The 23,312-nt window shown below is 38.1% G+C and carries 22 protein-coding genes; 15 read left to right on the top strand and 7 right to left on the bottom strand.

Annotation, left to right across the window (positions count from 1 at the left end):
* Window positions 1-65: 65 nt before the first annotated feature.
* The gene (gene speB, locus BR30_RS0126360) at window positions 66-986 is read left to right on the top strand and encodes an agmatinase (RefSeq protein ID WP_035446228.1); all 921 of its coding nucleotides are present in this window, start codon (window positions 66-68) and stop codon (window positions 984-986) included.
* Between the two features lie 22 nt (window positions 987-1,008).
* Here the strand turns inward: speB and BR30_RS0126355 are convergent, their stop codons facing one another.
* Complete coding sequence (locus tag BR30_RS0126355; protein ID WP_035446139.1) at window positions 1,009-1,338, bottom strand: DoxX family protein; 330 nt, start codon at window positions 1,336-1,338, stop codon at window positions 1,009-1,011.
* 232 nt (window positions 1,339-1,570) lie between these two features.
* Window positions 1,571-1,702, bottom strand: coding sequence for a YjcZ family sporulation protein (locus tag BR30_RS34615; protein ID WP_155928860.1), 132 nt, complete (start codon window positions 1,700-1,702; stop codon window positions 1,571-1,573).
* Between the two features lie 320 nt (window positions 1,703-2,022).
* Here BR30_RS34615 and BR30_RS0126345 point away from each other — a divergent pair, with 320 nt between their 5' ends.
* From BR30_RS0126345 to BR30_RS0126335, 3 genes are all read left to right on the top strand, one after another.
* On the top strand, window positions 2,023-2,793 hold the full coding sequence (locus BR30_RS0126345) for a transporter substrate-binding domain-containing protein (protein WP_026567637.1): 771 nt from the start codon (window positions 2,023-2,025) through the stop codon (window positions 2,791-2,793).
* A gap of 61 nt (window positions 2,794-2,854) precedes the next feature.
* On the top strand, window positions 2,855-3,499 hold the full coding sequence (locus BR30_RS0126340) for an amino acid ABC transporter permease (protein WP_026567636.1): 645 nt from the start codon (window positions 2,855-2,857) through the stop codon (window positions 3,497-3,499).
* Window positions 3,496-4,224 (top strand): amino acid ABC transporter ATP-binding protein, encoded by a 729-nt coding sequence (locus BR30_RS0126335; protein ID WP_026567635.1) that lies wholly within the window; start codon window positions 3,496-3,498, stop codon window positions 4,222-4,224. Before BR30_RS0126340 ends, BR30_RS0126335 begins: the two co-directional genes overlap by 4 nt.
* A 160-nt stretch (window positions 4,225-4,384) precedes the next feature.
* Here BR30_RS0126335 and BR30_RS0126330 read toward each other — a convergent pair whose 3' ends face one another.
* Together BR30_RS0126330 and BR30_RS0126325 are read right to left on the bottom strand one after the other, a co-directional pair.
* Entirely contained in the window at window positions 4,385-5,509 is a 1,125-nt protein-coding gene (locus BR30_RS0126330) for a cupin domain-containing protein (RefSeq protein WP_026567634.1), read from the bottom strand.
* Window positions 5,510-5,590: 81 nt separating this feature from the next.
* Window positions 5,591-6,541: a fumarylacetoacetate hydrolase family protein gene (locus tag BR30_RS0126325; protein ID WP_026567633.1), complete on the bottom strand. Its 951-nt coding sequence runs from the start codon at window positions 6,539-6,541 to the stop codon at window positions 5,591-5,593.
* Window positions 6,542-6,912: 371 nt separating this feature from the next.
* Between BR30_RS0126325 and BR30_RS0126320 the strand changes: the two genes are divergently transcribed.
* The 5 genes from BR30_RS0126320 (at window position 6,913) to BR30_RS35440 (ending at window position 12,226) form a co-directional block, all read left to right on the top strand.
* Window positions 6,913-8,106, top strand: a complete 1,194-nt coding sequence (locus BR30_RS0126320; RefSeq protein WP_026567632.1) for an FAD-dependent monooxygenase — start codon at window positions 6,913-6,915, stop codon at window positions 8,104-8,106.
* A gap of 107 nt (window positions 8,107-8,213) precedes the next feature.
* Entirely contained in the window at window positions 8,214-8,708 is a 495-nt protein-coding gene (locus BR30_RS0126315) for a DinB family protein (RefSeq protein ID WP_026567631.1), read from the top strand.
* 192 nt (window positions 8,709-8,900) lie between these two features.
* Window positions 8,901-9,902, top strand: coding sequence for a macro domain-containing protein (locus tag BR30_RS0126310; protein WP_026567630.1), 1,002 nt, complete (start codon window positions 8,901-8,903; stop codon window positions 9,900-9,902).
* Window positions 9,903-10,284: 382 nt separating this feature from the next.
* Window positions 10,285-10,959 carry a hypothetical protein gene (locus tag BR30_RS0126305; protein WP_026567629.1) on the top strand — a complete coding sequence of 225 codons (675 nt, stop codon included), beginning with the start codon at window positions 10,285-10,287 and terminating at the stop codon, window positions 10,957-10,959.
* Between the two features lie 526 nt (window positions 10,960-11,485).
* On the top strand, window positions 11,486-12,226 hold the full coding sequence (locus tag BR30_RS35440) for a hypothetical protein (RefSeq protein WP_026567628.1): 741 nt from the start codon (window positions 11,486-11,488) through the stop codon (window positions 12,224-12,226).
* Between the two features lie 103 nt (window positions 12,227-12,329).
* Here the strand turns inward: BR30_RS35440 and BR30_RS0126295 are convergent, their stop codons facing one another.
* The 3 genes from BR30_RS0126295 to BR30_RS0126285 all read right to left on the bottom strand — a co-directional run bounded on the left by BR30_RS0126295 (window position 12,330) and on the right by BR30_RS0126285 (window position 16,203).
* Window positions 12,330-13,472 (bottom strand): SLC13 family permease, encoded by a 1,143-nt coding sequence (locus tag BR30_RS0126295; RefSeq protein WP_026567627.1) that lies wholly within the window; start codon window positions 13,470-13,472, stop codon window positions 12,330-12,332.
* A gap of 169 nt (window positions 13,473-13,641) precedes the next feature.
* Entirely contained in the window at window positions 13,642-14,337 is a 696-nt protein-coding gene (locus tag BR30_RS0126290; RefSeq protein WP_026567626.1) for an AIM24 family protein, read from the bottom strand.
* A 36-nt stretch (window positions 14,338-14,373) separates the two neighbouring features.
* Window positions 14,374-16,203, bottom strand: a complete 1,830-nt coding sequence (locus tag BR30_RS0126285; protein ID WP_026567625.1) for a helix-turn-helix domain-containing protein — start codon at window positions 16,201-16,203, stop codon at window positions 14,374-14,376.
* A gap of 303 nt (window positions 16,204-16,506) precedes the next feature.
* Between BR30_RS0126285 and BR30_RS0126280 the strand changes: the two genes are divergently transcribed.
* The 6 genes from BR30_RS0126280 (at window position 16,507) to BR30_RS0126255 (ending at window position 23,272) form a co-directional block, all read left to right on the top strand.
* Window positions 16,507-17,646 carry an acyl-CoA dehydrogenase gene (locus BR30_RS0126280; protein ID WP_026567624.1) on the top strand — a complete coding sequence of 380 codons (1,140 nt, stop codon included), beginning with the start codon at window positions 16,507-16,509 and terminating at the stop codon, window positions 17,644-17,646.
* A 108-nt stretch (window positions 17,647-17,754) separates the two neighbouring features.
* On the top strand, window positions 17,755-19,722 hold the full coding sequence (acs, locus tag BR30_RS0126275; protein ID WP_026567623.1) for an acetate--CoA ligase: 1,968 nt from the start codon (window positions 17,755-17,757) through the stop codon (window positions 19,720-19,722).
* Between the two features lie 209 nt (window positions 19,723-19,931).
* Window positions 19,932-21,293 (top strand): acetyl-CoA carboxylase biotin carboxylase subunit, encoded by a 1,362-nt coding sequence (locus BR30_RS0126270; protein ID WP_026567622.1) that lies wholly within the window; start codon window positions 19,932-19,934, stop codon window positions 21,291-21,293.
* 11 nt (window positions 21,294-21,304) lie between these two features.
* Window positions 21,305-21,517, top strand: coding sequence for an acetyl-CoA carboxylase biotin carboxyl carrier protein subunit (locus BR30_RS0126265; RefSeq protein WP_026567621.1), 213 nt, complete (start codon window positions 21,305-21,307; stop codon window positions 21,515-21,517).
* A 32-nt stretch (window positions 21,518-21,549) separates the two neighbouring features.
* Complete coding sequence (locus tag BR30_RS0126260) at window positions 21,550-22,476, top strand: hydroxymethylglutaryl-CoA lyase (protein ID WP_026567620.1); 927 nt, start codon at window positions 21,550-21,552, stop codon at window positions 22,474-22,476.
* 13 nt (window positions 22,477-22,489) lie between these two features.
* Window positions 22,490-23,272, top strand: coding sequence for an enoyl-CoA hydratase (locus tag BR30_RS0126255; protein WP_026567619.1), 783 nt, complete (start codon window positions 22,490-22,492; stop codon window positions 23,270-23,272).
* Window positions 23,273-23,312: the final 40 nt, after the last annotated feature.

Here is a 23,312-nt window from a genome sequence, read left to right as displayed (position 1 = left end):
TATTTTTTATAAGAAAAGAGGGAATTACTTTGAGTAAGAAATTTGAAATTCCTAACCCCAATTCGATGCCCAGATTTTCGGGAATCCGCAGTTTTATGAGATTACCTTACCAGCAGGAAATAGATCAAAAAGATTTTGTCATACTGGGTGCTCCGTTTGATACTTCGGCGAGCTATCGTTCTGGAGCGCGTTTTGGCCCTGAGGCCATTCGCCGTAGTTCTGTCCTTCTGAGGCCTGCTAATGTTTACCATCAAATTCGTCCGTTTGATTTTTTGGAAGGTGTAGACGGTGGGGATGTAATGGTTATTCCCGGGAACACATTGCAAAGCCATCTATACATTACTGAACATGTGAAAGTATGGGCAAAAAAAGGGGCCGTTCCCATAGTACTTGGAGGCGATCACTCCATTTCATTGCCTGAATTACGGGCCCTTGCCAGTGTACACGGCCCATTATCACTTATCCATTTTGATGCTCACGGAGATACATGGGATGAATATTGGGGTGAAAAGTATACACATGGTACTCCATTTCGCCGTGCCTTGGAAGAAGGTATCATAAATCCATCCCGTTCGATTCAGTTAGGGATGCGCGGTACTGTCTATGATCCAAATGATATCAATGAGGCACGAGAACTGGGTTTTGAAGTCATAACCTCAGATGAAATGCGGATTATCGGGTTAAGCGAAACGATTAGTCGCGTTCGTGAAAGAGTTGGAAACGATAAGGTTTTTCTCACGTTTGATATTGATTTTCTCGACCCAGTATATGCACCTGGAACTGGCACTCCAGAAATTGCAGGGTTCACGAGTGCTGAGGCACAGCACATGCTCCGCCAGCTCACCGGATTAAACTTTATCGGTTTTGACTTGGTAGAAGTGCTTCCGGCTCTAGATCCTTCCGAAGTGACGGCATTAACTGCAGCAAGCATAGTCTTTGAATTTTTAAGTTTATTAGCTGTGGCAAAACGAGATTCACATAATTGATTATTTTTAGCAAATGTAAGGATCAGCGAGGATATTGCTTGTATAGAAAAATGAGCAAAACTAACATCACTATGTCTAAACGAGCACCAAAAGCGAATGGTAGTAGTCCAGTGTGCAGTAGGGGAATCTTTGTTAAAAGAAGGGCTGCGATAATAATACCAATTAAAGGTACCACTGCATTTTTAACAGCTTTATTAACCAATAATAGAATTCCGCAAACCATTTCAATTAAAATAACAAGCTTTAACATCATGTGGGGATAGGGCAGTCCTAATCCTAGAAAATGATTCGCTAATTCAGTACCCATTAATTTCATCAGTGCTGAGGTAATAAAAACATAGGCAACAGTCATTCTAATCAGTTTATTTGTAGAAAAAATAAAAATCCCCCCTTGGTATATCTCTATGCAAGAAGAGGGACAGACCATTACAAAAAACTAACATTAAGGTCAATCGGGAGCGCTTCCCAAGTGAACTAAAGCTTTGGGAAGCAGTAAGGGACATGGGGGTCATTCCATGTCCCTTATTTTTACCATCTACTCTATAAAACTAAATGAATTTTTGAAGAGTTGATCAAGTTCTGCCCTATTCAAAGCAAAAAGCAATTGCACCAATAATGATTAATAAAATAAACAACACTATTATAATGAGAAAATTTTCACACCCACGAAAATTAACACAGTGTCCTTGAACAGGAGTCGCATAGCCATAAGACATCGGAGGCTGGGGAATAACATAAGAGGTATCACTAATTGTTGGGATTGCGTTAGAATACATTTAAACACTTCCTTTCGATTGTAAGGAGAGTAATTAGGCATTTACCCTATATCATATACATTGAGATGAAATTGGAGCCCGTATTAAAAAAATTTTGATATTGCCACCGTTAAAATTATCCTATGATATTAATTTTATAAAAAATAATCTATATTCCAATAACTTCTCCTTTTTTATGTTTATCATATGTGTTATATTAACTAGGTGAATTCTATCAATTCTGCAAATGGGAATAATCTGACAAATAAGGAGAGGTTGAAATGAAGAAGTTTGGTTTATTTAGTTTGTTTTTAATCCTTACCATCTTTATCGCAGCGTGTGGAAGCAGTGACACAAAAAGCGGGAAAGAGGAAGCAGGTAAGGTGTATAAAGTTGGTGTAGATACGACGTATCCTCCATTTGAATTTAAAGAAGGAAACGAATATAAGGGTATCGATATTGAATTAATCAATGCAATAGCAAAAAATCAGGGCTTCAAAATTGAACTTTCTCCAATGGATTTTGGTGGAATCATTCCAGCTATGCAAGCTAATCAGCTAGATGTGGCTATTGCAGGTATGAGTATAACAGAAGAAAGAAAAAAAATAGTAGATTTCTCATCACCATATTTTGATGCAGGGTTAACATTAATCGTGAAAGATGATAATTCAACTATTAAATCAATCAATGACCTTAAAGGCAAAAAAGTTGCTGTTAAAAAAGGTACATCTGGTGCAAAATATGCACAAGACAATGCTGCAAAATTAGGAATTACCGTTGTTCAATTTAATGATAGTCCCGCTATGTTCCAAGAGGTATCTAACGGAAATGCGGATGCACTTATTGAAGATTATCCTGTAATTTCATATGCAATTGCCCAAAAAGACCTTGGCTTAAAAATCGTGGGTGATCGTTTGAACGGAGATCAATATGGAATTGCTGTTCTAAAAGGAAAAAACACGGATCTTTTGAAAAAAATCAACGATGGTCTTGCTGAGTTAAAGAAAGACGGAACCTATGATAAAATTATTAAAACGTATCTAGGTGAATAATAAATACGTGAAGATAAGGCGCGCTTAATGCGCGCCTTCTTGTTGAAAGGGGATGAACAGGATGGATATTATTTCTGCGGCTATACCCATGTTATTAAAAGGACTTCAAGTGACCCTATATATATTTGTGATAGCTATTATTCTAGGTTTTTTAATTGGTTTACTTGTCGCTTTATTGAGATTGGCACCGAATAGGATTTTAAATTGGATTGCAAAGGTTTATGTGGATGCAATTCGAGGTACGCCATTTATTGTACAATTGTTTTTTATCTATTTCGGCGTGAATTCTTTACAATTAATCTCCTTAAATAGCACAACCGCTGGGATCGTCACTGTTGCCATTAATGCCGGGGCTTACTTTGCTGAGATTATCAGAGCGGGGATTCAATCGATTGATAAGGGGCAAACAGAAGCAGCAAGATCAATTGGTTTTACAGGGGCACAAACGATGCGATATGTGGTCCTCCCACAAGCATTTAGGAGAATGCTTCCTACTATTACGAACCAGTCCATTATTAGTTTAAAAGATACTTCTCTTTTATCCGTTATAGGGATAGCTGACTTAACACAGCAAGGGCAAATTCAAGCTTCGGCTACGTTCGAAGCATTCAAGATTTGGCTGGCTGTAGGTGTCATTTACTTTATCATTATTTATTTATTAACTATCTTAGCTAATTTCATCGAAAGGAGGATTCAGGTTCGATGAGCATAATTAAGGTTAAAAATCTGCAAAAATCATTTGGTAAGGTAGAGGTTTTAAAGGATATTAATGCAGAGGTAAAAGAAAAAGAGGTAGTTTGTGTCATTGGCCCATCGGGTTCGGGAAAAAGTACGTTCCTTCGCTGCTTAAATCGCCTCGAGGAAATTTCAGGTGGGGAAGTAGTTATTAACGGACAGGATATCACAGACAACAAGATTAATATCAACAAGGTTAGACAAGAAGTGGGAATGGTTTTCCAGCAATTTAATCTCTTCCCTCATAAAACCGTTTTAGAAAACATTACGATGGGACCAATTAAAATTCGCGCTACCGAGAAATCAGCGGCGGATAAATTAGCACTTGAGCTACTCGATAAAGTAGGGTTAAGAGAAAAAGCTAATAGTTATCCAGGCGAGCTATCCGGGGGACAAAAACAACGGGTTGCCATCGCAAGAGCGCTGGCTATGAATCCTAAAATCATGCTTTTTGATGAGCCGACATCTGCACTTGACCCTGAAATGGTCGGAGATGTATTAGAAGTAATGAAACAGCTGGCTAAAGAAGGAATGACCATGGTGGTTGTTACCCATGAAATGGGCTTTGCTCGTGAAGTGGGGGATCGGGTCATATTCATGGACGGCGGCTATATTGTGGAAGAAAATGAACCAAATGAATTATTCAGTAACCCACAGCATGAACGTACCAAGGCGTTCTTAAGTAAAGTGCTATAAACAATTATTTACCTGCTATTAAGTAGTAAAAAATACGAGCCATCAAGTACTAGTTATTTTAAATCTAGTATTTGATGGCTTTTTTGATGTGAATTCTGGCTACAACCATTCTAATGGCATAAAAAAACGCTTGGAATGGACCAAGCGTTTCCACAACCGATTAACGGAAGTCTGCTTTAAATTCACCAGTAATTTTTTGGCGGCCGTTGTTTTCTTCTAAGAATTGCTCTTGTTCTAAATCGAAACGGTTCATAATTGGTAAATCGTTTACGGAGAAGAGGTAAGAGTCTTCTGATGCAAAGTGTTCATACCAAGCCCAGTTTGGAACAACGAAGTAATCACCTTTTTTCCAATCGAATCGAATGCCATTAATGACTGTGTGACCGGATCCTTGATGTACTTGGTAAACCGTTGAGTGAGTGTGGCGTAATGCCCTTGTTTGGAATCCGTGTGGTAAATGCTGCATTCTTGTGCCAAGTGTCGGGTTAGCCGATTGACCTGTAGATGGGTTAATGTATTCGACTGCATATCCATGGTGTGGATTTGGATCGAATTCCATCAAGCCTTTAATTCCTTCTACCGTGCGATCCCATTTATAATTAGCAAGCGGAGCCACTGTGAATTTATCATCACCGACAGGACGAACCATGCCGCCACGATAACGTCTCTCTGTAAAGTTATCCGGAATATCTGGCTGCTGCAATCCATCCTCATAAGGTTCAAAGAATGTACCGCCAATTGCGTAAAGAGTAGGAATATCTAACGCATCCATCCAATACATAGGCTCTGTGCCTAAATGGGCATGGCCATGCCATAAGCCCTTTGGTGTAATTAAAAAGTCGCCTTCTTCCATGAAAATACGCTCACCCTGCACGATCGTATAGGCACCTGAACCTTCAGAAATGAAGCGTAATGCACTTTGTGAGTGACGGTGAGAAGGTGCTTTTTCACCAGGCAATAACATCTGAACGGCTGCATAAATGGTTTGCGTCGTAGATCCCCAGCCCCAAGGTTTACGATAAGTTAAGCCGGGATTTTGAAAATAAATCGCACGACGTTCACCACCACGTTCTGGTGTGAAGATTTGAGCTGCTTCGGCCATTTTCTTTTTGATTAATTCATCGCTCCAGAGATAAGCTTGTGCTTGAGGAGTAGGTGTTTTGTGCATAATTGCAGGAATTGCTTCCCAAAGAGGCCCTAAATTGTATTGTTGAATATCTTTTGTGTAATCGGTTACAATCGAGCTTTTCATAAACTCTTGAACTTCTGGATTTACTTCAGCCATTTTCATATTCTCCTTTACGAATCAAATTATAGAGAGAAAGGAGAGCAGCGTATTTGCTGCTCGACCCCGTGCATCTCCTCATTAAACTGTCGCTGGCACTTCGGTTGTTTTAACTTTATTTTCAAGGACACCAATCTGGTCGATTTCAATACGAACGACGTCTCCATCTTTTAAGAATTGCTGAGGTTTCATGGCAACTCCTACGCCCCCTGGAGTTCCTGTTAAGACAACATCTCCTGGCTCTAACGTCATTAAGTTTGATAAGAATGATACTAATTTTTGAACAGAGAATACTAGATTCGCAGTATTCGTTTTTTGGCGTACTTCACCATTTACTTTTAGAACAACATCTAAACCAGATGGATTTTGTAATTCATCAGAAGTGACTAAATATGGTCCCATTGGTGCACTGCCATCTACTGTTTTTCCTTGTAACCATTGAATGGTGCGGCGCTGAATATCACGATAGGTTACGTCATTTGTAATGGTATAACCTGCTACATAATCTAATGCATCTTCTTCTGTCACATTACGAGCTTGTTTGCCGACAACGAAAGTAAACTCTGCTTCATAGTCAAGTTGATCAGAAATTGGATAGTGTGGAATATCGTCCTCTGGCCCTAGAATGGTATTTGCAAATTTTGCGAAAATAACTGGGTTTGATGGGATTTCACGTCCCATTTCTAAAATGTGTTCGCGGTAGTTGTGACCCACACAAATAATTTTGCCTGGGCGAACGACAGGTGCCTCTACTTTCACTTCATCGAGATAATAAATCACTTTTTTATCAAAGGTTTCAGGATTCGCTAAGATGAAATCGATTGCATTTTGCGCTAGTTGTAGTGATTCTTTACCACCTTGGTATAACTCATCTGTATTATCTGGCACATATGCTTTAGCGATTGCTTCGTATCTGTATTTTCCTTCTGATTTTAACTGTGCTTGGTAGGCATAGTTTAAGTCGATTACTTGATGGTCAACGATTGCCCCTGCACGTGTATGCCCAGCGACAGTAAAATTAATAAGTTTCAATGTTTTTTCCTCCTTGATTTCACTAATTGTGAATATAGTTCACTATTTATAAAAATTTTAATAGATTTTAAAAAGATTGTCAATATTATTTGTTTTCAGAAAAGATTTATTTCACAAAGACGTAATATTCTGAAATTTACATTGCGACGTTGAGAACGTATTGTCCAATAGAATGAGCGTTAAGTGTATCCCGATTTGTGCACCGATATTTATTCCAAAATCCGCACATAAAATATATGAAATGAGTGGAATTTTCTAAATTTTATATATTTTTTTATTGACGAAATAGTGAATAATGGGATAAAGTTTTCTTATCGGGAACAAAGTTCACTATTTGTAGAACGCGATAAAACATTTGGGAGGAATTTATAATGACTAATGTAAGCGACATCATTATCGTAGGTGGAGGAATCGGTGGTTTAGCTGTAGCTCTATCAATCCTAGAAACTGGTAAATCAGTAGCAATATTTGAGCAAGCGCCTGAATTTGGGGAAGTTGGTGCAGGGATTCAGTTAGCACCAAATGCAATAGAAGTTTTAGATCGTTTAGGGGTAAAGGAAGAAATTTTAAAGCATGCCGTACTACCAAAACGTCTTGTCCTAAAAGATGTTTATACAGCAAAAGAGTTAGCAACTCTTGATTTAGGGGAAGGGTTCCAAAAAGAATTCGGTCAGCCATATATCGTATTGCATCGCTCTGACTTACACCGAGTTCTTTATGAAGCATGTCAAAAACGTAGTAATGTCAAATTTTTTACCAACCAATCGATTCAAATGGCAGAACAAAAGGGTGATTCAGTAACAATAGTCAACCAACATGGTGAAACGTTTACTGCAGAAGCAGTGATTGGTGCGGACGGGGTAAAATCAAATATGCGTAAGCTATTTATCGAAGATGAACCAGTAAACTCTGCGTATGTAGCTTACCGTGGAACGATTCCAATTGAAGAAGTGGCGAATAACTCCAACTTAGACTTAGATGATGTGATCATGTGGATTGGGCCAAACCTGCACTTAGTACAATATCCAGTTCGTCGTGGTGAGCTTTACAACCAAGTAGTCGTATTTAAATCATATGATGCTACTGTAGAGGACTGGGGAAATCCAGAAGAAATGACACGCCGTTTTGAAAATACTCATCCAAAAGTGCAAAACGCTTTATCTTACATTAACCGTCAATTCCGTTGGCAAATGTATGACCGTGAACCCATCGATAATTGGACTAAAGGTAACATTACATTATTAGGGGATTCTGGTCATGCCATGCTTCAATATTTAGCTCAAGGCGGTGTTCAAGCTTTCGAAGATGCGTTTGTATTAGGTGAGAAATTAAAAGAACATAAATCTTATGAAGAAGCATTTACAGCATACCAAGAGTTGCGAATTCCACGTTCTGCCATGGTACAAAAAACTGCACGTAAATGGGGCGAAATTATTCACGCTGAAGATCCAACAACCATTTCACTTCGTAACTTTATTTTCGAACAACACAAACCAACTGACTACAAGATTGTCGATTTCTTATATGGGTATCTTAAAAAAAATTATGAACGTGTTGAGTGCTAATTAACTACTTGAATAAAAACGCGTTAGAGATAACTCTAGCGCATTTTTATTCTATTTCTTATAAAACTATTGATCATTTAGGTGAGGATTTGGGAGGATGTATGATTATGACTACAGCAGTACTGAATGAAAAATTGGAAACTTTTGAAAAGTGCATCGATGAGATTGTTACGGTAGTGAAAAATACGGAAGAGGCGGCGCTTTTCATGAAACCATCTGAAAATGAATGGTCCGTCATGCAAATTGTATCTCATATTTTAGAAGCGGTTGATTTTTGGGTGACAGATTTGGAAGCCTTGCTTGTGGTTCCAGGTGCCAAATGGGGACGTAATCATGAACATGTGCGTCGTTTAGCTGCAGTAGATGAAAACGTAGTATCTCGTATCAACAAAGGTGTAGCCATCACTACACTATTAAACTTAGTACCAAAAGTAGAGGCAGCACTTGCTAAAGTTAAAGAAGGGGATTTAGTAAAAACAGCTCCAAGTTATAATCCAAACTTTGACGGAAAACCGTTATCATTTTTAGTCGACCATTTAATCGTTAAGCACGTAACCGGTCATTACCAGCAAATTCTACGTCATTTAGAAAAAGTCCGTTAAACAAATCTAAATAATAACTTCCATTAAAACTCCTGGATTTTGCAGGAGTTTTATTTTGTCAAATCTTCCATGTACCGTACTAACCTCCAATTAAATAAATGGTATAATCTCCCTATGGTATTACAAATATCAACCAGGGCGTTATGGGAGATAAAAATCTTATAAATAATTGTTTGGGAGAGGAAAAAACGGATGCCATTAGAAATTGTTCGCCATGATATTACCAAGATGAAGGTGGATGCAATTGTCAATGCTGCAAATACATCACTGAGGATGGGTGGTGGCGTTTGTGGTGCTATCTTTCGTGCAGCAGGTGTTAATGAGTTACAAAAAGCATGCGATCAAATAGGAGAATGCAAGGTTGGAGAAGCTGTATTGACAGACGGCTTTAACTTAGAAGCAAAATATATCATACATACACCTGGACCGATTTGGCAAGGTGGCTCCAATCAAGAAGCATTACTGTTAAAGGAATCTTACTATAACTCCTTAGAGCAAGCCATGACCCATCAGTGTGAATCCATCGCATTCCCGTTGATTTCGACGGGTATTTATGGTTTCCCCAAGGAGGAAGCATTACAAATTGCGGTTTCTACTATCGGCTCATTTTTATTACAGCATGACATTCTCGTTTATCTAGTCGTTTTTGATAAAAGCTCTTTCGGTTTAAGCAAGAAATTATTTACATCGATTCATCAATATATTGATGAGCATTATGTGGAAGAAATAGAAAGTATCTTTGCCCGTAATAGAGAAGAACCATACATATGGGAAAGCCAGCAAGAAATCGAAAATGTTCAGCAGGATGTGTTTAAAGAAGCTGAGTATTCCTTAGTCAACCTTTTGGACGAACTTGATGAATCTTTTTCCGAGCGGCTGCTTCGTTTTATTGATGAAAAGGGAATGACGGATGTTGAGACGTATAAACGGGCGAATATTGACCGGCGATTATTCTCCAAAATTCGGAATGAAGATGATTATTCACCGAAAAAGAAAACCACGATTGCATTTGCCGTAGCGTTAAAGTTAAATGTGGACGAAACATTGGAGCTGCTGGCTGCGGCCGGGTATACCTTGTCACGGAGCAATAAATTTGATGTGATTATTGAGTACTTTATTCAGCATGCAAATTACAATATACATGAAATCAATGAGGCCTTATTTGCTTTTGACCAGCCATTACTTGGCGCCTAAAATGTCGCTTTAGAAGCGACCATTTCGTTTTGGATTCTTGTTATCCTTTATTTATCACAAAGCAAAGGATGATAACCATGAAAAGAAATCTAACAGAATATTACAATTTTATGAAAACTATTATTCGAAACTAGATTAACTGTATAGGAATGATATAATTTGGAGGCCACCAACCATTCCTTGTTTGATTTTCCTCGTTTTCTTCACGATTAATCCTACTGTTATTTGTTTCCTTTAGTTATTTTTCTAATTTATCCTTTCTACATTTTGATACCCGTTATTCTTTTGTAAAATCCCCCTTTTTCACTTCAAAAATAGGCGGTTTTACAATTAAGTGCCGTTGGTTTAAAGTGAATGTAATCGAAGAACGGAGGTTTTGTTTATGGAAAAAAAATTAGATAAAATTCTTTCAGAACTGCAGAACACAAATGAGCTTGTTAGTAATATGAGGATAAGCCAAAACGAAATGACTACTCGGATGGAAAATCTGGAGACCAGCCAAGAAACATTAATAAAGGGTCAGGCAGAATTAACAATTGGCCAAAGAGAAATCACTTCACGGATGGAAACTTTGGAGACGGGTCAAACAGAATTGACTTCTCGGATGGAAAATCTAGAGACGGGTCAAGTAGAATTAACAAATGGTCAGAGAGAAATCACTTCACGGATGGAAACCTTGGAGACGGGTCAAGTAGAATTAACAAATGGCCAGAGAGAAATCACTTCACGGATGGAAAACTTGGAGACGGGTCAAGTAGAATTAACAAATGGCCAGAGAGAAATCACTTCACGGATGGAAAACTTGGAGACGGGTCAAGTAGAATTAACAAATGGCCAGAGAGAAATCACTTCACGGATGGAAAACTTGGAGACGGGTCAAGCAGAAATAATAGATATTATTAAACATTCTACTACATTAATAACAGAAAATGTCACTTATGTTCGTAAAGATTTGAGAACCTTTCAATCAGATGTAAACGCAGATATTGAATTGCTTTTTAATGAAGTTGCAAGTGTGAAGCGAAAAGTGAATAAACTTGAGCAATCCAATAAGTAGAAGTGATAAAACTGGAGCATACGCTGCTTCGATATTATGATAATGAAAATCTGTCGTTACTTAAGGAATTTGTGGAGGAACATAACCCGAAGGAGGAGAAACAGCAAGGATTACTCGACAATTTGTTTTGGTGGCGGCTTATTTTTCCTGATTGTTGATTTTTATCATTTCGATTATGAGGCAAGAGAAGCAATAGCCAGCTGCATACACCATCATTATGAAAAACATTTAAAAACCTCAGAGATGAAAGAGGCATTTTTCCACGTAGTTTCCGTAATGTTGCAAATAGAAAGAATGATCTTCATGCAAAATCATGAAAAATCCACTTCAAAGTAAGACTCTCCCAAAAGACCATAAATCCACAACACATCACAATCAATAAATCCTTACATTTTAGCAGAAAAAATATAGTAGTTATAATTAGTATTAATAAATACAAAATTTAACATATCGTTCATAAATTGGTAACATCTCATGGACATCCTATCATCTGTAATACCCAAACCATTTTTTAGGAGGAAGTTACATGATGAGAAGGATGAAGATGACTTGTTTTTGTGCCATGGCTTTATTGTTTGGAACGCTAGGCTCTGCCCAAGCTTTTGCAGCAACCCAGGAAAAAGAACAAGTAAAAGCAAATGAGGTACATGGTCGAGGTCATTTTAGACACGATCCCGAGTTTATTAAAAAGCAGGCCGAATCGCTGGGAATTAAAACAGATGGCAAAGATACTGAGACAATTGCCAAAGAAGTTCGGAAAGCGATGATTAAAAAGAGGGCAGAGGAGCTGGGGATTGACACAAAAGGAAAGGAGCTAGATTCATTAGCGAAAGAAGTCCATGAAACAGAAATCAAAACAGAAGCGAAAGAGTTGGGAATTTCGACTGAAGGAAAAGAACTAGGGGATATTGCCAGTGAAGTTCGTGAAACCAGCATAAAAAAAGTGGCAAAGGATTTAGGAATTTCGACAAATGGCAAAGAATTAAAGGATTTAGTCCATGAAATCCGTGAAACTCAGATTAAAAAAGAAGCGAAAGAACTGGGTATTTCTACTGATAACAAGGACCTTCGCGAAGTAGCCCATGCTGTCCGAGAAAAGCGAATTCTCCAAGCTGCAGAGAAATTGGGGATAGAAACAAAAAATAAGTCTGCGAACGAACTTTTTAAAGAAATCATGACAAATCATGCAGATAAGGTTAAGGAGTTAAATCTCTTTCCACATAAAGAAGGGAAGTTATTTTTCTTTGACCGGTTAAAAAGAAATTAGTGCTAGTTCAGGGTCATATTTCTTGAGAAACCCTTTTTTTGGAAAAACAGGCAACATCCAATTTTCTAGATGTTGCCTGTTTTTTGATTCTTACTAAGACTTATTAAAATATTTTTAAGATAATATACTGAATCAAAGTTAAAAACGCTAATAAGGAAAAATTATAGATACTGAATTTGATTAAATATTTTTTACTTTCGGTTGGATTTTCCTGTATAAATAGTTTGTAAGAAATTACACTGGCCAATGAGGCAACAATAGTCCCGAGTCCTCCAATATTCACTCCTAATAATAAAGGTTTCCAATCAGTTGTGAATTCTGCCAATAGAATGGAGGCAGGAACATTACTGATAAATTGGCTTAAAAAAATTGAACTAAAATAGACAGATGTAGTGTCTTTCATGCTTGTATTGGCAAATGCTTGTAATGTACTCGAATTGGATATATTTCCAATAAAGATAAAAAAACAGATAAAGGTTAACAGTAGTAGATAATCAACCTTTATCAATAATTTTACATTTAATATGATCACAGTCAGCAATGTAACCACGAAGGCGACCTGGTAACTGACCACTCCAAAAATTGATGCAATAATAATTGCTAGTACCAATCCCCAAACAACTGGTTTTTTCCAATCATTTAATGGCACTGGAGTCAGAACTACTTTCAAATCTCTATTTTTCATTCTTTTTATTAGGAAATAAAGAGAACTAATCCCAAGGACAGCCATGAATAGGACCGACGAAAAAAAGGGAATTGGCTTGATTCCATAATGCGAATAGATGAACAAATTTTGCGGATTTCCCATTGGAGTTAAACTACTACCAATATTGGCTGCAATGGTTTGAAAGATAATTGTCTCCATCATGGGCATTTGGGTTTTCTTACAGACAACAAGAGTCAAAGGTACAAAAGTAATCAGCGCCACATCGTTCGTGACAAACATAGAGCTAAAGAAACATAACAAAATCAGTATCGCTGAAACGGAGCGGCTATTATTACATTTATTTATGATGGCAATAGCGAATTTGTCTAGGAATCTTAGTTCTTCGAACGACTTAATGGTCAGCATCAGGCTAAATAAAATAAATAGCACTTGAAAATTGATATACTCCAGTTTTGGCGGATAAATGAAACAGCTGGTTACTGCTAATATAAGTGAGACGGTAAAGACAATGTCTTTTTTTAGGAAACCAAACTTCAGTTTAAGTCTTTTGTTTTCTTGAATTAATACAGATTGTTTCACAGGACACCACCGGTAGATGATAGAATTTCACAACTATATGATTCTACCATGTCCATTTGTGGTTGGAAATAAGAAATGCCAAAGTAATGAACCCAAAAAGTGCCTGACACCCTCAAAGTTGAATGGTGTCAGGCACTTTCTAGTTATTACTATTTTTTATTCAAACCCATTAATTTTGCTTTGCCTTCATGTAAACCTCTTCGTAAGGCTGGATTACGACAAAGCCTTCTCCTTCGAACTTCATTTGAATTGACTCGCCGCTACCTCTTCCAAAGAAAGTTTTCAAACTGATATCGGTTTGAAATTTAGGCTGAAGACTGCCTGACCAAGCTACAGTTGCATTTGGATCGGTAATCACAGGATTTCCAGGTGATACCCTTAAGGTGAGTGGTTCGTAATGGGCAGTAAAAGCAATCAATCCGCTTCCTTCACATCGAACATTAAATAAGCCTCCTGCCATCATCCCTGCAATTTTCTTCATTAGTTTAATTTCCCATTTAATACTTGGTTCAAATGCAAGTAAATCATTTCCGTTAATGTAGATGGATTCGTTTTGTAAATTTAGAATGATAATCTTCTTACCATTATCAGCGAGATATAATTTTCCTTTTCCGTTGGCTTTCATTAATGAAGCACCTTCTCCGGTCAAGGCCTTTTTGAATGCGGTTCCAAAACCGTGTTCTAGCATTCCTTCGCGGACAAATTTCATTTCCCCTTGATAAGAAACCATCGATCCCGCTTTTGCCCATACTTGCCCGTCTAAGTTTACCTCCAATATTCGAGGGGTCTCTAATTCAAAAAATCCCTGCCCCTTATCAACCTGCTCCGATTGTTTAATAAATTCTTCCATTGAGTATCTGTTCAATGCTCCCACATCCTTCCTTCCCTTTATAATAAAACTTTAGCTTTTGTTTTTCTGTAATGTATCTTTATCTTTTATACATTGATAAATATTGATTGCTAAATGAATATTAAATAATGGTTGACTATCATTCAAGTCTGTTAATAGAATTTCCTCAATTCGCTTTAAACGGTAGCTTAAAGTATTGGTGTGAATATGTAAAGAATCAGCTGTTTTCTTTATGTTTTGATTTTGGTCTAAATAAACAATCAGAGTGCTTAACAATTCGCCTTTTCTAGATTTTTCATATTGAATAAGAGGACCTAATACTTCTTGAATAAAATCGTTCAATTCTTCCTTTGAGTTTTGTAAAATAAACCTCTGAACGCCAAGGTCTGTATAACTAAGTACTCTATAATCAAAAAGATAGTTTTTGAGAAACTTAATGCACTTTGTCGCTTCTACAAATGACTCATGGACAAAAGTAAGCCCTTGCTTAATTCTTCCAATGCCAATCGATACGTCTAACTCCCTATATTTATTTATAATCTCATGTTGTAAATTCTTTGCAAGTTCTTTTGTTTCTGCAACAATATTGGACGAAGAAACTCTTGAATGAAAGGATAGTAGAGCAACAATTTGATTTTCAACCCTTACTGCCATTACTTGAGAGTTCCTCCCAAGTAATGTCTTATTGGACATATGGAGTAAATTCTTTAAAACGTGTTCGCCTAAAACCTTTTGCTCGTTTAATTTATTTTCAAAATTAATAATCATGGCAACATAGGTACGGTTAGGGTCAAAATTTAAATTTTTTGCTTTCTGAATGAGTGCTTCATCCATCTGACCAGAAAATAGCTTCGTCACGAATTCCCCTCTTAAACGCTGCTGTGTTTCAAAAACGGCTTGTTCTTTTACCAGTTCAAGTGAAATGATCGTACATGCATGTTCAAGAGCAGCGATATCCACCTCACTCATTTTTTGTTTAGAAAGGATTATTAGCCCGCCTAGAGACTTTAGTTTAGACCCAAGTGATAATACAACTAATTGATATGTTTCATCATTTAATTTTATATCGGAAACGGTATGTGAATTTTCAAGTGTTAGGATAATTTGTTTGGTATATTGTGTAATATACTCGGTCATCTCAACAGAAAATGAGGAATGGCAGGCAGAAGCCTTAAGTTCTCCTATCTCATTAAAGAGAAACATATGCTGTCCAATTGTGTTATGTATAAAATTCATAATTGATTGAATTCCTTCTCCATTTACAACAAGATTGGCTAAGTTCCTATGTATTTCTATTGAATGGGAAAGCATCCGAACTGTTTTTTCCTTTTCATAATAAAGACTGGATTTTTCTAAGGCAATCGCTGCTTGGTGGCCAATCGCTTCCAATAGATTGATATCTTCTTGTTTAAACTGCAAAGATTGTTCAAAAGAGTCCAATGTAATCACGCCAATACATTTTCCCTTTTGTAAAATAGGTGAAGAAATGACAGATGTAAAATGAAAATTACTCGGAATAGCCCGATCCAATAAATCTCTGTTATATGGAGTTAATGTAGACAGTGCTTGTTTAATTTCTACCTCATCCCAAAAAATTAGACACTTTTTTGCAGCAAAAGAAATCCCAGTCATGGATTCACCGCTCACTAGTTTAATTTGCCTAAAAATATGTGGATAAAATAATCCTTGAGCGGATTTTGCGATTAGTCGATTCTGGTTTTTGTCAAAAATCCATATAGAGCCTCCTCCAGCTGCTTCAACGACAGATATTGTTTCATTCATGATAGAATCAAAGATGGTATCAATATCTAATTTGGAATTAATAACGTTGGACACTTGGATTAAGGACTTTAGTTGTCGATGAGTTAATGTATCTTGCAACTTTCATCATCCTTACACTATGAAATTTATTATTTTACATATCAATCTATTTTTGCATTTTTTGTGTAAAACACACAAATTTTTCATAATAATATTCATGGAAATGTACATAGTATTATATTTAATAAAAGTTATATTATTATTATAAGAAAGTTATGAAAATAATAAAAGGGGGGTCAGTACATAGAAATCTAGTGAAGGTTTGATATTTGTTACAAAAAAAAGGTTAATTATGTGGAATTTTGTTGTAAAACATGTTTTTGTCGAAAATAATCGAAATATTTAGAAAGGGGTTGTAGATAAATGAATTTTGATTTAACGAAAGAACAAGAGATGATACGCAAATTAGTTCGAGATTTTGCAGATGCAGAAGTTGCTCCTGGAGCAGATGAACGTGATCGAACTGGGGAATTCCCTAAAGAAATATTTTCTAAATTATCAGAGCTAGGGATTATGGGTCTGCCTTTCTCTGAACAATACGGTGGAGGTGAAGCCGACACTGTCAGCTTTGCAATTGTCGTTGAAGAACTTAGTCGTGTTTGCGCATCAACAGGAATTACATATTCAGCCCATATTTCATTAGGGGGGGCCCCTCTTAATTTATTTGGTACGCACGAACAAAAAGAGAAATACTTAACACCAATTTGTACTGGAGAGTCTTTCGGAGCATTTGGTTTGACTGAACCGAACGCAGGCTCCGATGCAGGGGGAACCCAAACAACAGCAGTTCTTGATGGCGATGAGTGGGTCATTAACGGCTCAAAATGTTTTATTACAAATGCAAGTTATGCTAATCACCTTGCAGTGACCGCCGTAACAGACCGCTCAAAAGGAATCAACGGAATCACAGCATTTATTGTTCCTACTAATGCTCCAGGATTCACTGTGGTCAACAACTACGAAAAAATGGGTCTTCATGCCTCAAATACCACAGAACTTATCTTGGAGAATGTAAGAGTTCCGAAAGAAAATCTGCTGGGCACGATTGGAAGCGGTTACAAGCAATTTTTAGCTACTCTTGATGGCGGAAGAATTGGAATTGGTGCCATGGCTGTAGGTATTGCTCAAGGAGCATTTGAAAAATCTCTTCAATATGCAAAAGAAAGAAAACAGTTTGGAAAGAGTTTATCCAACTTCCAGGCAATCCAATTTAAATTAGCTGACATGGCAATGAATATCGAATTAGCCCGGAATATGGTTTTCAAAGCAGCTTGGTTAAAGGATCAAGGACGAGCATTTAAAAAGGAAGCCGCATATGCGAAATTATTTGCTTCGGAAATCTGCATGCGTGCATGTGATCAAGCCGTTCAAATTCATGGCGGATATGGATATATGAAGGAATATCAAGTTGAACGTTTCTTCCGTGATGCGAAACTTTTGGAAATTGGTGAAGGAACATCTGAAGTTCAACGAATGGTCATTGCCAAGCAAATTGGATGTTAAAAAATTTTTTATAGGATTGGCCATGTTAAAGGTCAATTTTGATTTTAAATCAACAGCCAAGTTTAACAGATTTATAGGAATAAATAAAATTGTTAAAGGAGCCATAACATGGATATCAGTGGAATTTTACAAGTTGTTTCAAATAGCAAACTCGTTTATCCAGATCAAGAAAAAGTCCGTTCAACCTCCATTGGGAGCAGCGAAGCTTTTCAAGAACTTCTTAAACAATCCCAAGAAGATCCTGCTACATTTTGGGATCGTGCAGCCCGTGAACTTGTTTGGTATAAACCGTGGAATGAAACCATTAGTGGACAACTCCCTGATTTTCGCTTCTTTGCCGGCGGCATTAGTAACCCGAGTGTAAATTTACTTGATCGGCATATAGAAAATGGGGCAGGAAACCGGACCGCCCTCATTTGGGAGGGGGAAAACGGGGACACCAAATTTTATACGTATAATATGCTTCTTGCTGAAGTAAATCGATTTGCAAATGTTCTTAAATCATTTGGTGTAAACAAAGGTGATTGTGTAGCTATTTATCTTCCAAACCTGGCCGAAGCCTTTATTGCCGTTTTAGCTTGTTTTCGAATTGGTGCTATTTACAATACAATTTTCTCAGGTTATTCCGAAAAATCATTGACAGACCGACTGATCAGTTTTGAGCCAAAAGTATTGGTCACTGCAGATGGAACTGAACGACGGGGTAAAGTCATTCGATTAAAAGAAAAAGTTGATAATGTTGTACCATCTATTCCATCTGTCGAAGCAGTCATTGTGGTAGACCGATTAGGTTTAGAGGTTCAAATGAACGAAGGCCGGGATTACTGGTGGCATGAGCAGACAAAAGCGGCAAGTATCGTTTGTGAACCTGAGAGAATAGAAGCTAATGAGAGCGGTATTGTGTTTTATACAAGTGGTACGACAGGTAAACCAAAAGGCGTCGTCCATTCCGGTATGGCTTTTGTCACTCAAAATTACACATATGCCAAGTATCATATGGATCACCATAATGACGATGTTTTCTGGTGTACAGCGGATATAGGCTGGTTAACCATGCATATTTGGGGAATTACTGGTGCCTTAGCAAATGGTGTAACAACCGTTGTCTTCGAAGGGGCAGTTGATTATCCAACAAAAGATCGCTTTTATCAAATCATTGAAAAATACAGGGTGAATAAACTGTTTACAGCCCCAACAGCATTAAGAATGTTAAAAAGTATGGGAGAAAAGGCATTAGAGAAATTTGATTTATCTTGCCTCGATGTCATTTCTCTTGTTGGAGAACCATTCGATCCCGAAACCTGGCATTGGACATATGAAGTTTTAGGAAAGAAAAAGGTATATATCAATAATACTTGGGGTCAAACCGAAACAGCGGGATCGCCTATAGCTGGAGCAGCTTGGCTGACGCCAATGAAACCGGGTTCCTCAGGTACGCCCTTTTTAGGTGCGGTTATGGATATTGTGGATGAAGAAGGCAATCCAGTTGAACCTGGTAGGTTAGGAAATTTGGTTATTAGAAAACCATTTCCTATGCTATGCCGGACACTTTGGAAAGAACCAGAGCGATATTACGGATCCTATTTTAGCCAAGTGGATGGCTGCTACTATGCCAGCGACCTGGCATTAATAGATGCTGATGGATATTTATGGGTAGTTGGCCGTTCCGATGACGCGTTTAATGTAGCTGGACACCGCTTAAGTACAATGGAGATGGAAAGCGCTGTACTTGAATGTACGGGTGTCACTGAATGTGCAATCATTGGAATCCCTGATGAAATAAAAGGAGAAGTTCCGCTTGTATTTGTCCGTCTGGCTGATGGCTTTAAAGGAACTGAAGAATTAAAACAACAAATAAATAATCGGATCATACAACAAATTGGTAAGATTGCAGTTCCTAAATCAATCATTTTTACCGATATGTTGCCAAAAACAGTCAGCGGGAAAATCATGCGCCGCTTATTAAAGGAAATTGTTGTATCAGGAAAGGTTAACGGCGACATTACAGGACTTGAAGATCCGGAGACCGTTGCACAAATACAAAAAATAGTTGCTGAAAAATCTTCAGTTAAATAGTGATTAATGAGAGCGAGTCATTTGTCAGGAAAATAATCGGCAAATGACTGGTTCCATAAATAGATTAGAAGTTAAAGATAAACGTATAGAATGTTGCAAAATGAATGATTAGATTTTTACATATTTCCCTAACGATATAAGGATAAGCCTTGTAACAATGCCGATGAGTTTTGAACTAACTTAATTAGAAGATAGAAAGGGTGGAAGGGATGTTGAAAAAAGTTTTAATTGCTAATCGTGGCGAAATTGCTGTTCGTGTAATGCGTACATGCAAGGCCTTAGGGATTACAACGGTTGGAGTTTACTCAGAAGCTGATACGGATGCTCCTCATGTAAAAATGGCAGATGAGGCCTATTTAATCGGAGGTTCCCGCGTAGCAGAAAGCTATTTAAATATCAATAAAATTCTAGAGGTCGCTCGTTTAACAGAAGCGGACGCTATCCACCCGGGATATGGCTTGCTTTCTGAAAATACGGACTTTGCCCACCGTTGTGAGGAAGCAGGCCTTATATTCATCGGACCTTCTCCAGAGGTTATTTCTAAAATGGGAAGTAAGATTGAATCACGCAAAGCGATGGAGGAAGCAGGTGTTCCTGTCGTTCCAGGGATTACCTACCCACTGGCAGATGCAGAGGAAGCGGTAGAAGTGGCGAATCGCATCGGTTATCCCGTTATGCTAAAAGCCTCAGCTGGCGGGGGCGGAATTGGAATGCAGGTGGTCCATAACGGAGATGAAATCCGAAAGGCATTTGAGGGGAACCAAAAGCGGGCTACTGATTTCTTTGGCGATGGAGCCATGTATATTGAAAAATTTGTTGAAAATCCAAGACATATTGAGATACAAATCTTGGCAGACGGTTTTGGAAATACAGTATACCTTTGGGAACGTGAATGTTCGATCCAGCGCCGTCATCAAAAAGTCGTTGAGGAAGCCCCATCATCGTTTATTACTGAAATAACTCGTACCAAAATGGGGGAGGCTGCAGTAAAAGCGGCGAAATCAATCGGGTATAAAAATGCAGGAACAATTGAGTTCTTAGTTGATGAAAAGCAAAATTTCTATTTTCTTGAAATGAATACCCGTTTGCAAGTGGAGCATCCGGTGACAGAAGAAATTACAGGTTTGGACTTAGTTGAACAACAATTGCAAATTGCTGCAGGTGAAGTTCTGAAATTTTCTCAAGAAGACGTAAAACGTGAGGGGCATGCAATTGAGGTTAGAATCTATGCAGAAGACCCCAAAACATTTTTCCCATCACCTGGAAAAATAACAAAATTACAGTTGCCGAACGGACCTGGAGTTCGACATGAATTAGCCATTCACGGTCAATCCGTAGTCACTCCTTTTTATGATCCAATGATTGCAAAGCTGGTTGTCAAAGGCAGCAATCGTGGGGAGGCAATAATCCGTCTGCAAGATGCATTAGCTAATTATCATATTGAAGGTATTAAAACAAATATCCCAATGCTGCAAGAGGTTATTGCCCACTCGGCATTCCAATCAGGTGATACGACAACAGACTTTGTTAACAAGTATTTAAAAACTAAAAAAGCAAATAAAGCAAAATAGGAGGAATCATCATGAGTGAAGTAATTGCAGTTATGGCAGGAAATGTATGGAAGGTATTAGTTAAAGTAGGAGATGAGGTAGAAGAGGGTCAAGATGTAGTGATTTTAGAATCGATGAAAATGGAAATTCCGATTGCCGCTGAATTCGATGGCACCGTTAAAGAAGTGAAAGTGAATGAAGGCGACTTTGTTAATGAAGGCGACGTCATTGTAGAAATTGAATAAAGCCTGGATCAAGGTGGAAAGGAGATGGAACAATGAAGTGGCCGGAAGGTGTAACCATTAAAGAGGTTGGTCCTCGTGATGGATTACAAAACGAAAAAGCTTTTATTTCAACAGAAGATAAAATCGCTTGGATTAATCAATTGTCAGAAAGTGGACTAAAACATATTGAGATTACCTCTTTTGTTAATCCAAAATGGATTCCTGCACTTTCAGATGCAGTTGCCGTTGCTGCTGGCATTACTAAAGTGCCTGGTGTAACTTATACAGCACTCGTTCCGAACCTTCAAGGTTTGGAACGAGCATTTCATGCGAACATTGATGAAGCAGCAGTGTTTATGTCAGCAAGTGAAACACATAACCTAAAAAATATTAATAAAACGATTGGCGAGACTTTCCCTGTGTTAACTGAATTGGTCAGAGAAACCATTTCGGCAGGAAAATTAAGCAGAGGTTATGTTTCGACCGTTTTCGGCTGTCCGTATGAAGGTGATGTTGATATCGATGCGGTCATAAGAGTGTCCGAATCATTATTTGACATGGGGATTGCAGAGCTGTCTCTCGGGGATACAATCGGTGTGGCAAATCCAAAGCAAGTCCAAGAAGTTTTGGAAGTTTTATTAAAAAGATTTCCAGCAGATAAATTAGCGATGCATTTTCATGATACACGAGGAACAGCTTTGGCCAACATCTTAGTATCGTTAGAAATGGGAATTACCATATTTGATTCTTCCCTTGGGGGCTTAGGAGGATGTCCTTATGCGCCTGGAGCAGCTGGAAACGTGGCAACAGACGATTTACTCTATTTGCTTCACGGGATGGGAATTCACACTGGAGCTGATCAGCAAAAACTGCTTCATGCTTCCCAATTCATTCAGGAGAAGATTGGCAGACCTCTACCTAGTAAAAGTTTTCAAGCCGCCTGTTCTCAACTAGGTGGAAAGCTTGGAAATACTGTATGAGAAAGGTGAGATCATGAGTAAAACCATATTAGTTAATAAGTTGGAAAACGGAATCGTGATGATTACTTTAAATAGGCCGGAAGCTGCTAATGCTTTATCAGTACAGATGTTAGAGGGTCTCCGCGACGCAATTCTTACATGTAAATATGATCAATCGGTCCGCTGCATAGTAATAACAGGGGCTGGGGAGAAAGCTTTTTGTGCGGGAGCTGATTTAAAAGAACGAGCTGGAATGGATCCGGTTCAGGTGAGGAAGACAGTTTCTTTGATCCGCGATAATATCAACTCTTTAGAATTATTACCCCAACCGGTCATAGCAGCTGTAAATGGCGTAGCTTTTGGCGGTGGAACTGAACTGGCGCTTGCTTGTGATATCCGCATTGCTTCTGAAACTGCGAAACTTGGTCTGACGGAAACATCTCTGGGAATTATTCCTGGTGCGGGCGGAACGCAGCGTTTACCAAGATTAGTAGGAAAGGGACGTGCCAAAGAGCTGATTTTCACTGCTAGACGAATTGATGCAGAAGAAGCCCTGGAGATTGGATTAGTAGAGTATATGGTCCCTGTTGCAAGCTTAATTGATAAAGCATTAGAAATTGCAGAACAAATTGTTCGGAATGGCCCAATCGCCGTCGCACAAGCAAAGTTCGCAATCGATAAAGGCTATGATTTGGATATAAACACCGGTCTTGCCATTGAGCAAAATGCTTATGAAGTGACGATTCCGACAAAAGATCGTTTAGAAGGATTACAAGCTTTTAAGGAGAAACGCACCCCAATATACATTGGTGAATAAGAAAACTAGATTAATAGAGGAGGAAAAATAATGACAGTGG

Source organism: Bacillus sp. UNC41MFS5 (assembly GCF_000686805.1).
This window is presented reverse-complemented; position numbering and strand designations above follow the sequence as displayed.

Coding starts and splice junctions, on each gene's coding strand:
- speB (WP_035446228.1), top strand. CDS start 66: ATGCCCAGATTTTCGGGAATCCGCAGTTTTATGAGATTACCTTACCAG.
- BR30_RS0126355 (WP_035446139.1), bottom strand. CDS start 1,338: ATGACTGTTGCCTATGTTTTTATTACCTCAGCACTGATGAAATTAATG.
- BR30_RS34615 (WP_155928860.1), bottom strand. CDS start 1,702: ATGTCTTATGGCTATGCGACTCCTGTTCAAGGACACTGTGTTAATTTT.
- BR30_RS0126345 (WP_026567637.1), top strand. CDS start 2,023: ATGAAGAAGTTTGGTTTATTTAGTTTGTTTTTAATCCTTACCATCTTT.
- BR30_RS0126340 (WP_026567636.1), top strand. CDS start 2,855: ATGGATATTATTTCTGCGGCTATACCCATGTTATTAAAAGGACTTCAA.
- BR30_RS0126335 (WP_026567635.1), top strand. CDS start 3,496: ATGAGCATAATTAAGGTTAAAAATCTGCAAAAATCATTTGGTAAGGTA.
- BR30_RS0126330 (WP_026567634.1), bottom strand. CDS start 5,509: ATGGCTGAAGTAAATCCAGAAGTTCAAGAGTTTATGAAAAGCTCGATT.
- BR30_RS0126320 (WP_026567632.1), top strand. CDS start 6,913: ATGACTAATGTAAGCGACATCATTATCGTAGGTGGAGGAATCGGTGGT.
- BR30_RS0126315 (WP_026567631.1), top strand. CDS start 8,214: ATGACTACAGCAGTACTGAATGAAAAATTGGAAACTTTTGAAAAGTGC.
- BR30_RS0126310 (WP_026567630.1), top strand. CDS start 8,901: ATGCCATTAGAAATTGTTCGCCATGATATTACCAAGATGAAGGTGGAT.
- BR30_RS0126305 (WP_026567629.1), top strand. CDS start 10,285: ATGGAAAAAAAATTAGATAAAATTCTTTCAGAACTGCAGAACACAAAT.
- BR30_RS35440 (WP_026567628.1), top strand. CDS start 11,486: ATGATGAGAAGGATGAAGATGACTTGTTTTTGTGCCATGGCTTTATTG.
- BR30_RS0126280 (WP_026567624.1), top strand. CDS start 16,507: ATGAATTTTGATTTAACGAAAGAACAAGAGATGATACGCAAATTAGTT.
- acs (WP_026567623.1), top strand. CDS start 17,755: ATGGATATCAGTGGAATTTTACAAGTTGTTTCAAATAGCAAACTCGTT.
- BR30_RS0126270 (WP_026567622.1), top strand. CDS start 19,932: ATGTTGAAAAAAGTTTTAATTGCTAATCGTGGCGAAATTGCTGTTCGT.
- BR30_RS0126265 (WP_026567621.1), top strand. CDS start 21,305: ATGAGTGAAGTAATTGCAGTTATGGCAGGAAATGTATGGAAGGTATTA.
- BR30_RS0126260 (WP_026567620.1), top strand. CDS start 21,550: ATGAAGTGGCCGGAAGGTGTAACCATTAAAGAGGTTGGTCCTCGTGAT.
- BR30_RS0126255 (WP_026567619.1), top strand. CDS start 22,490: ATGAGTAAAACCATATTAGTTAATAAGTTGGAAAACGGAATCGTGATG.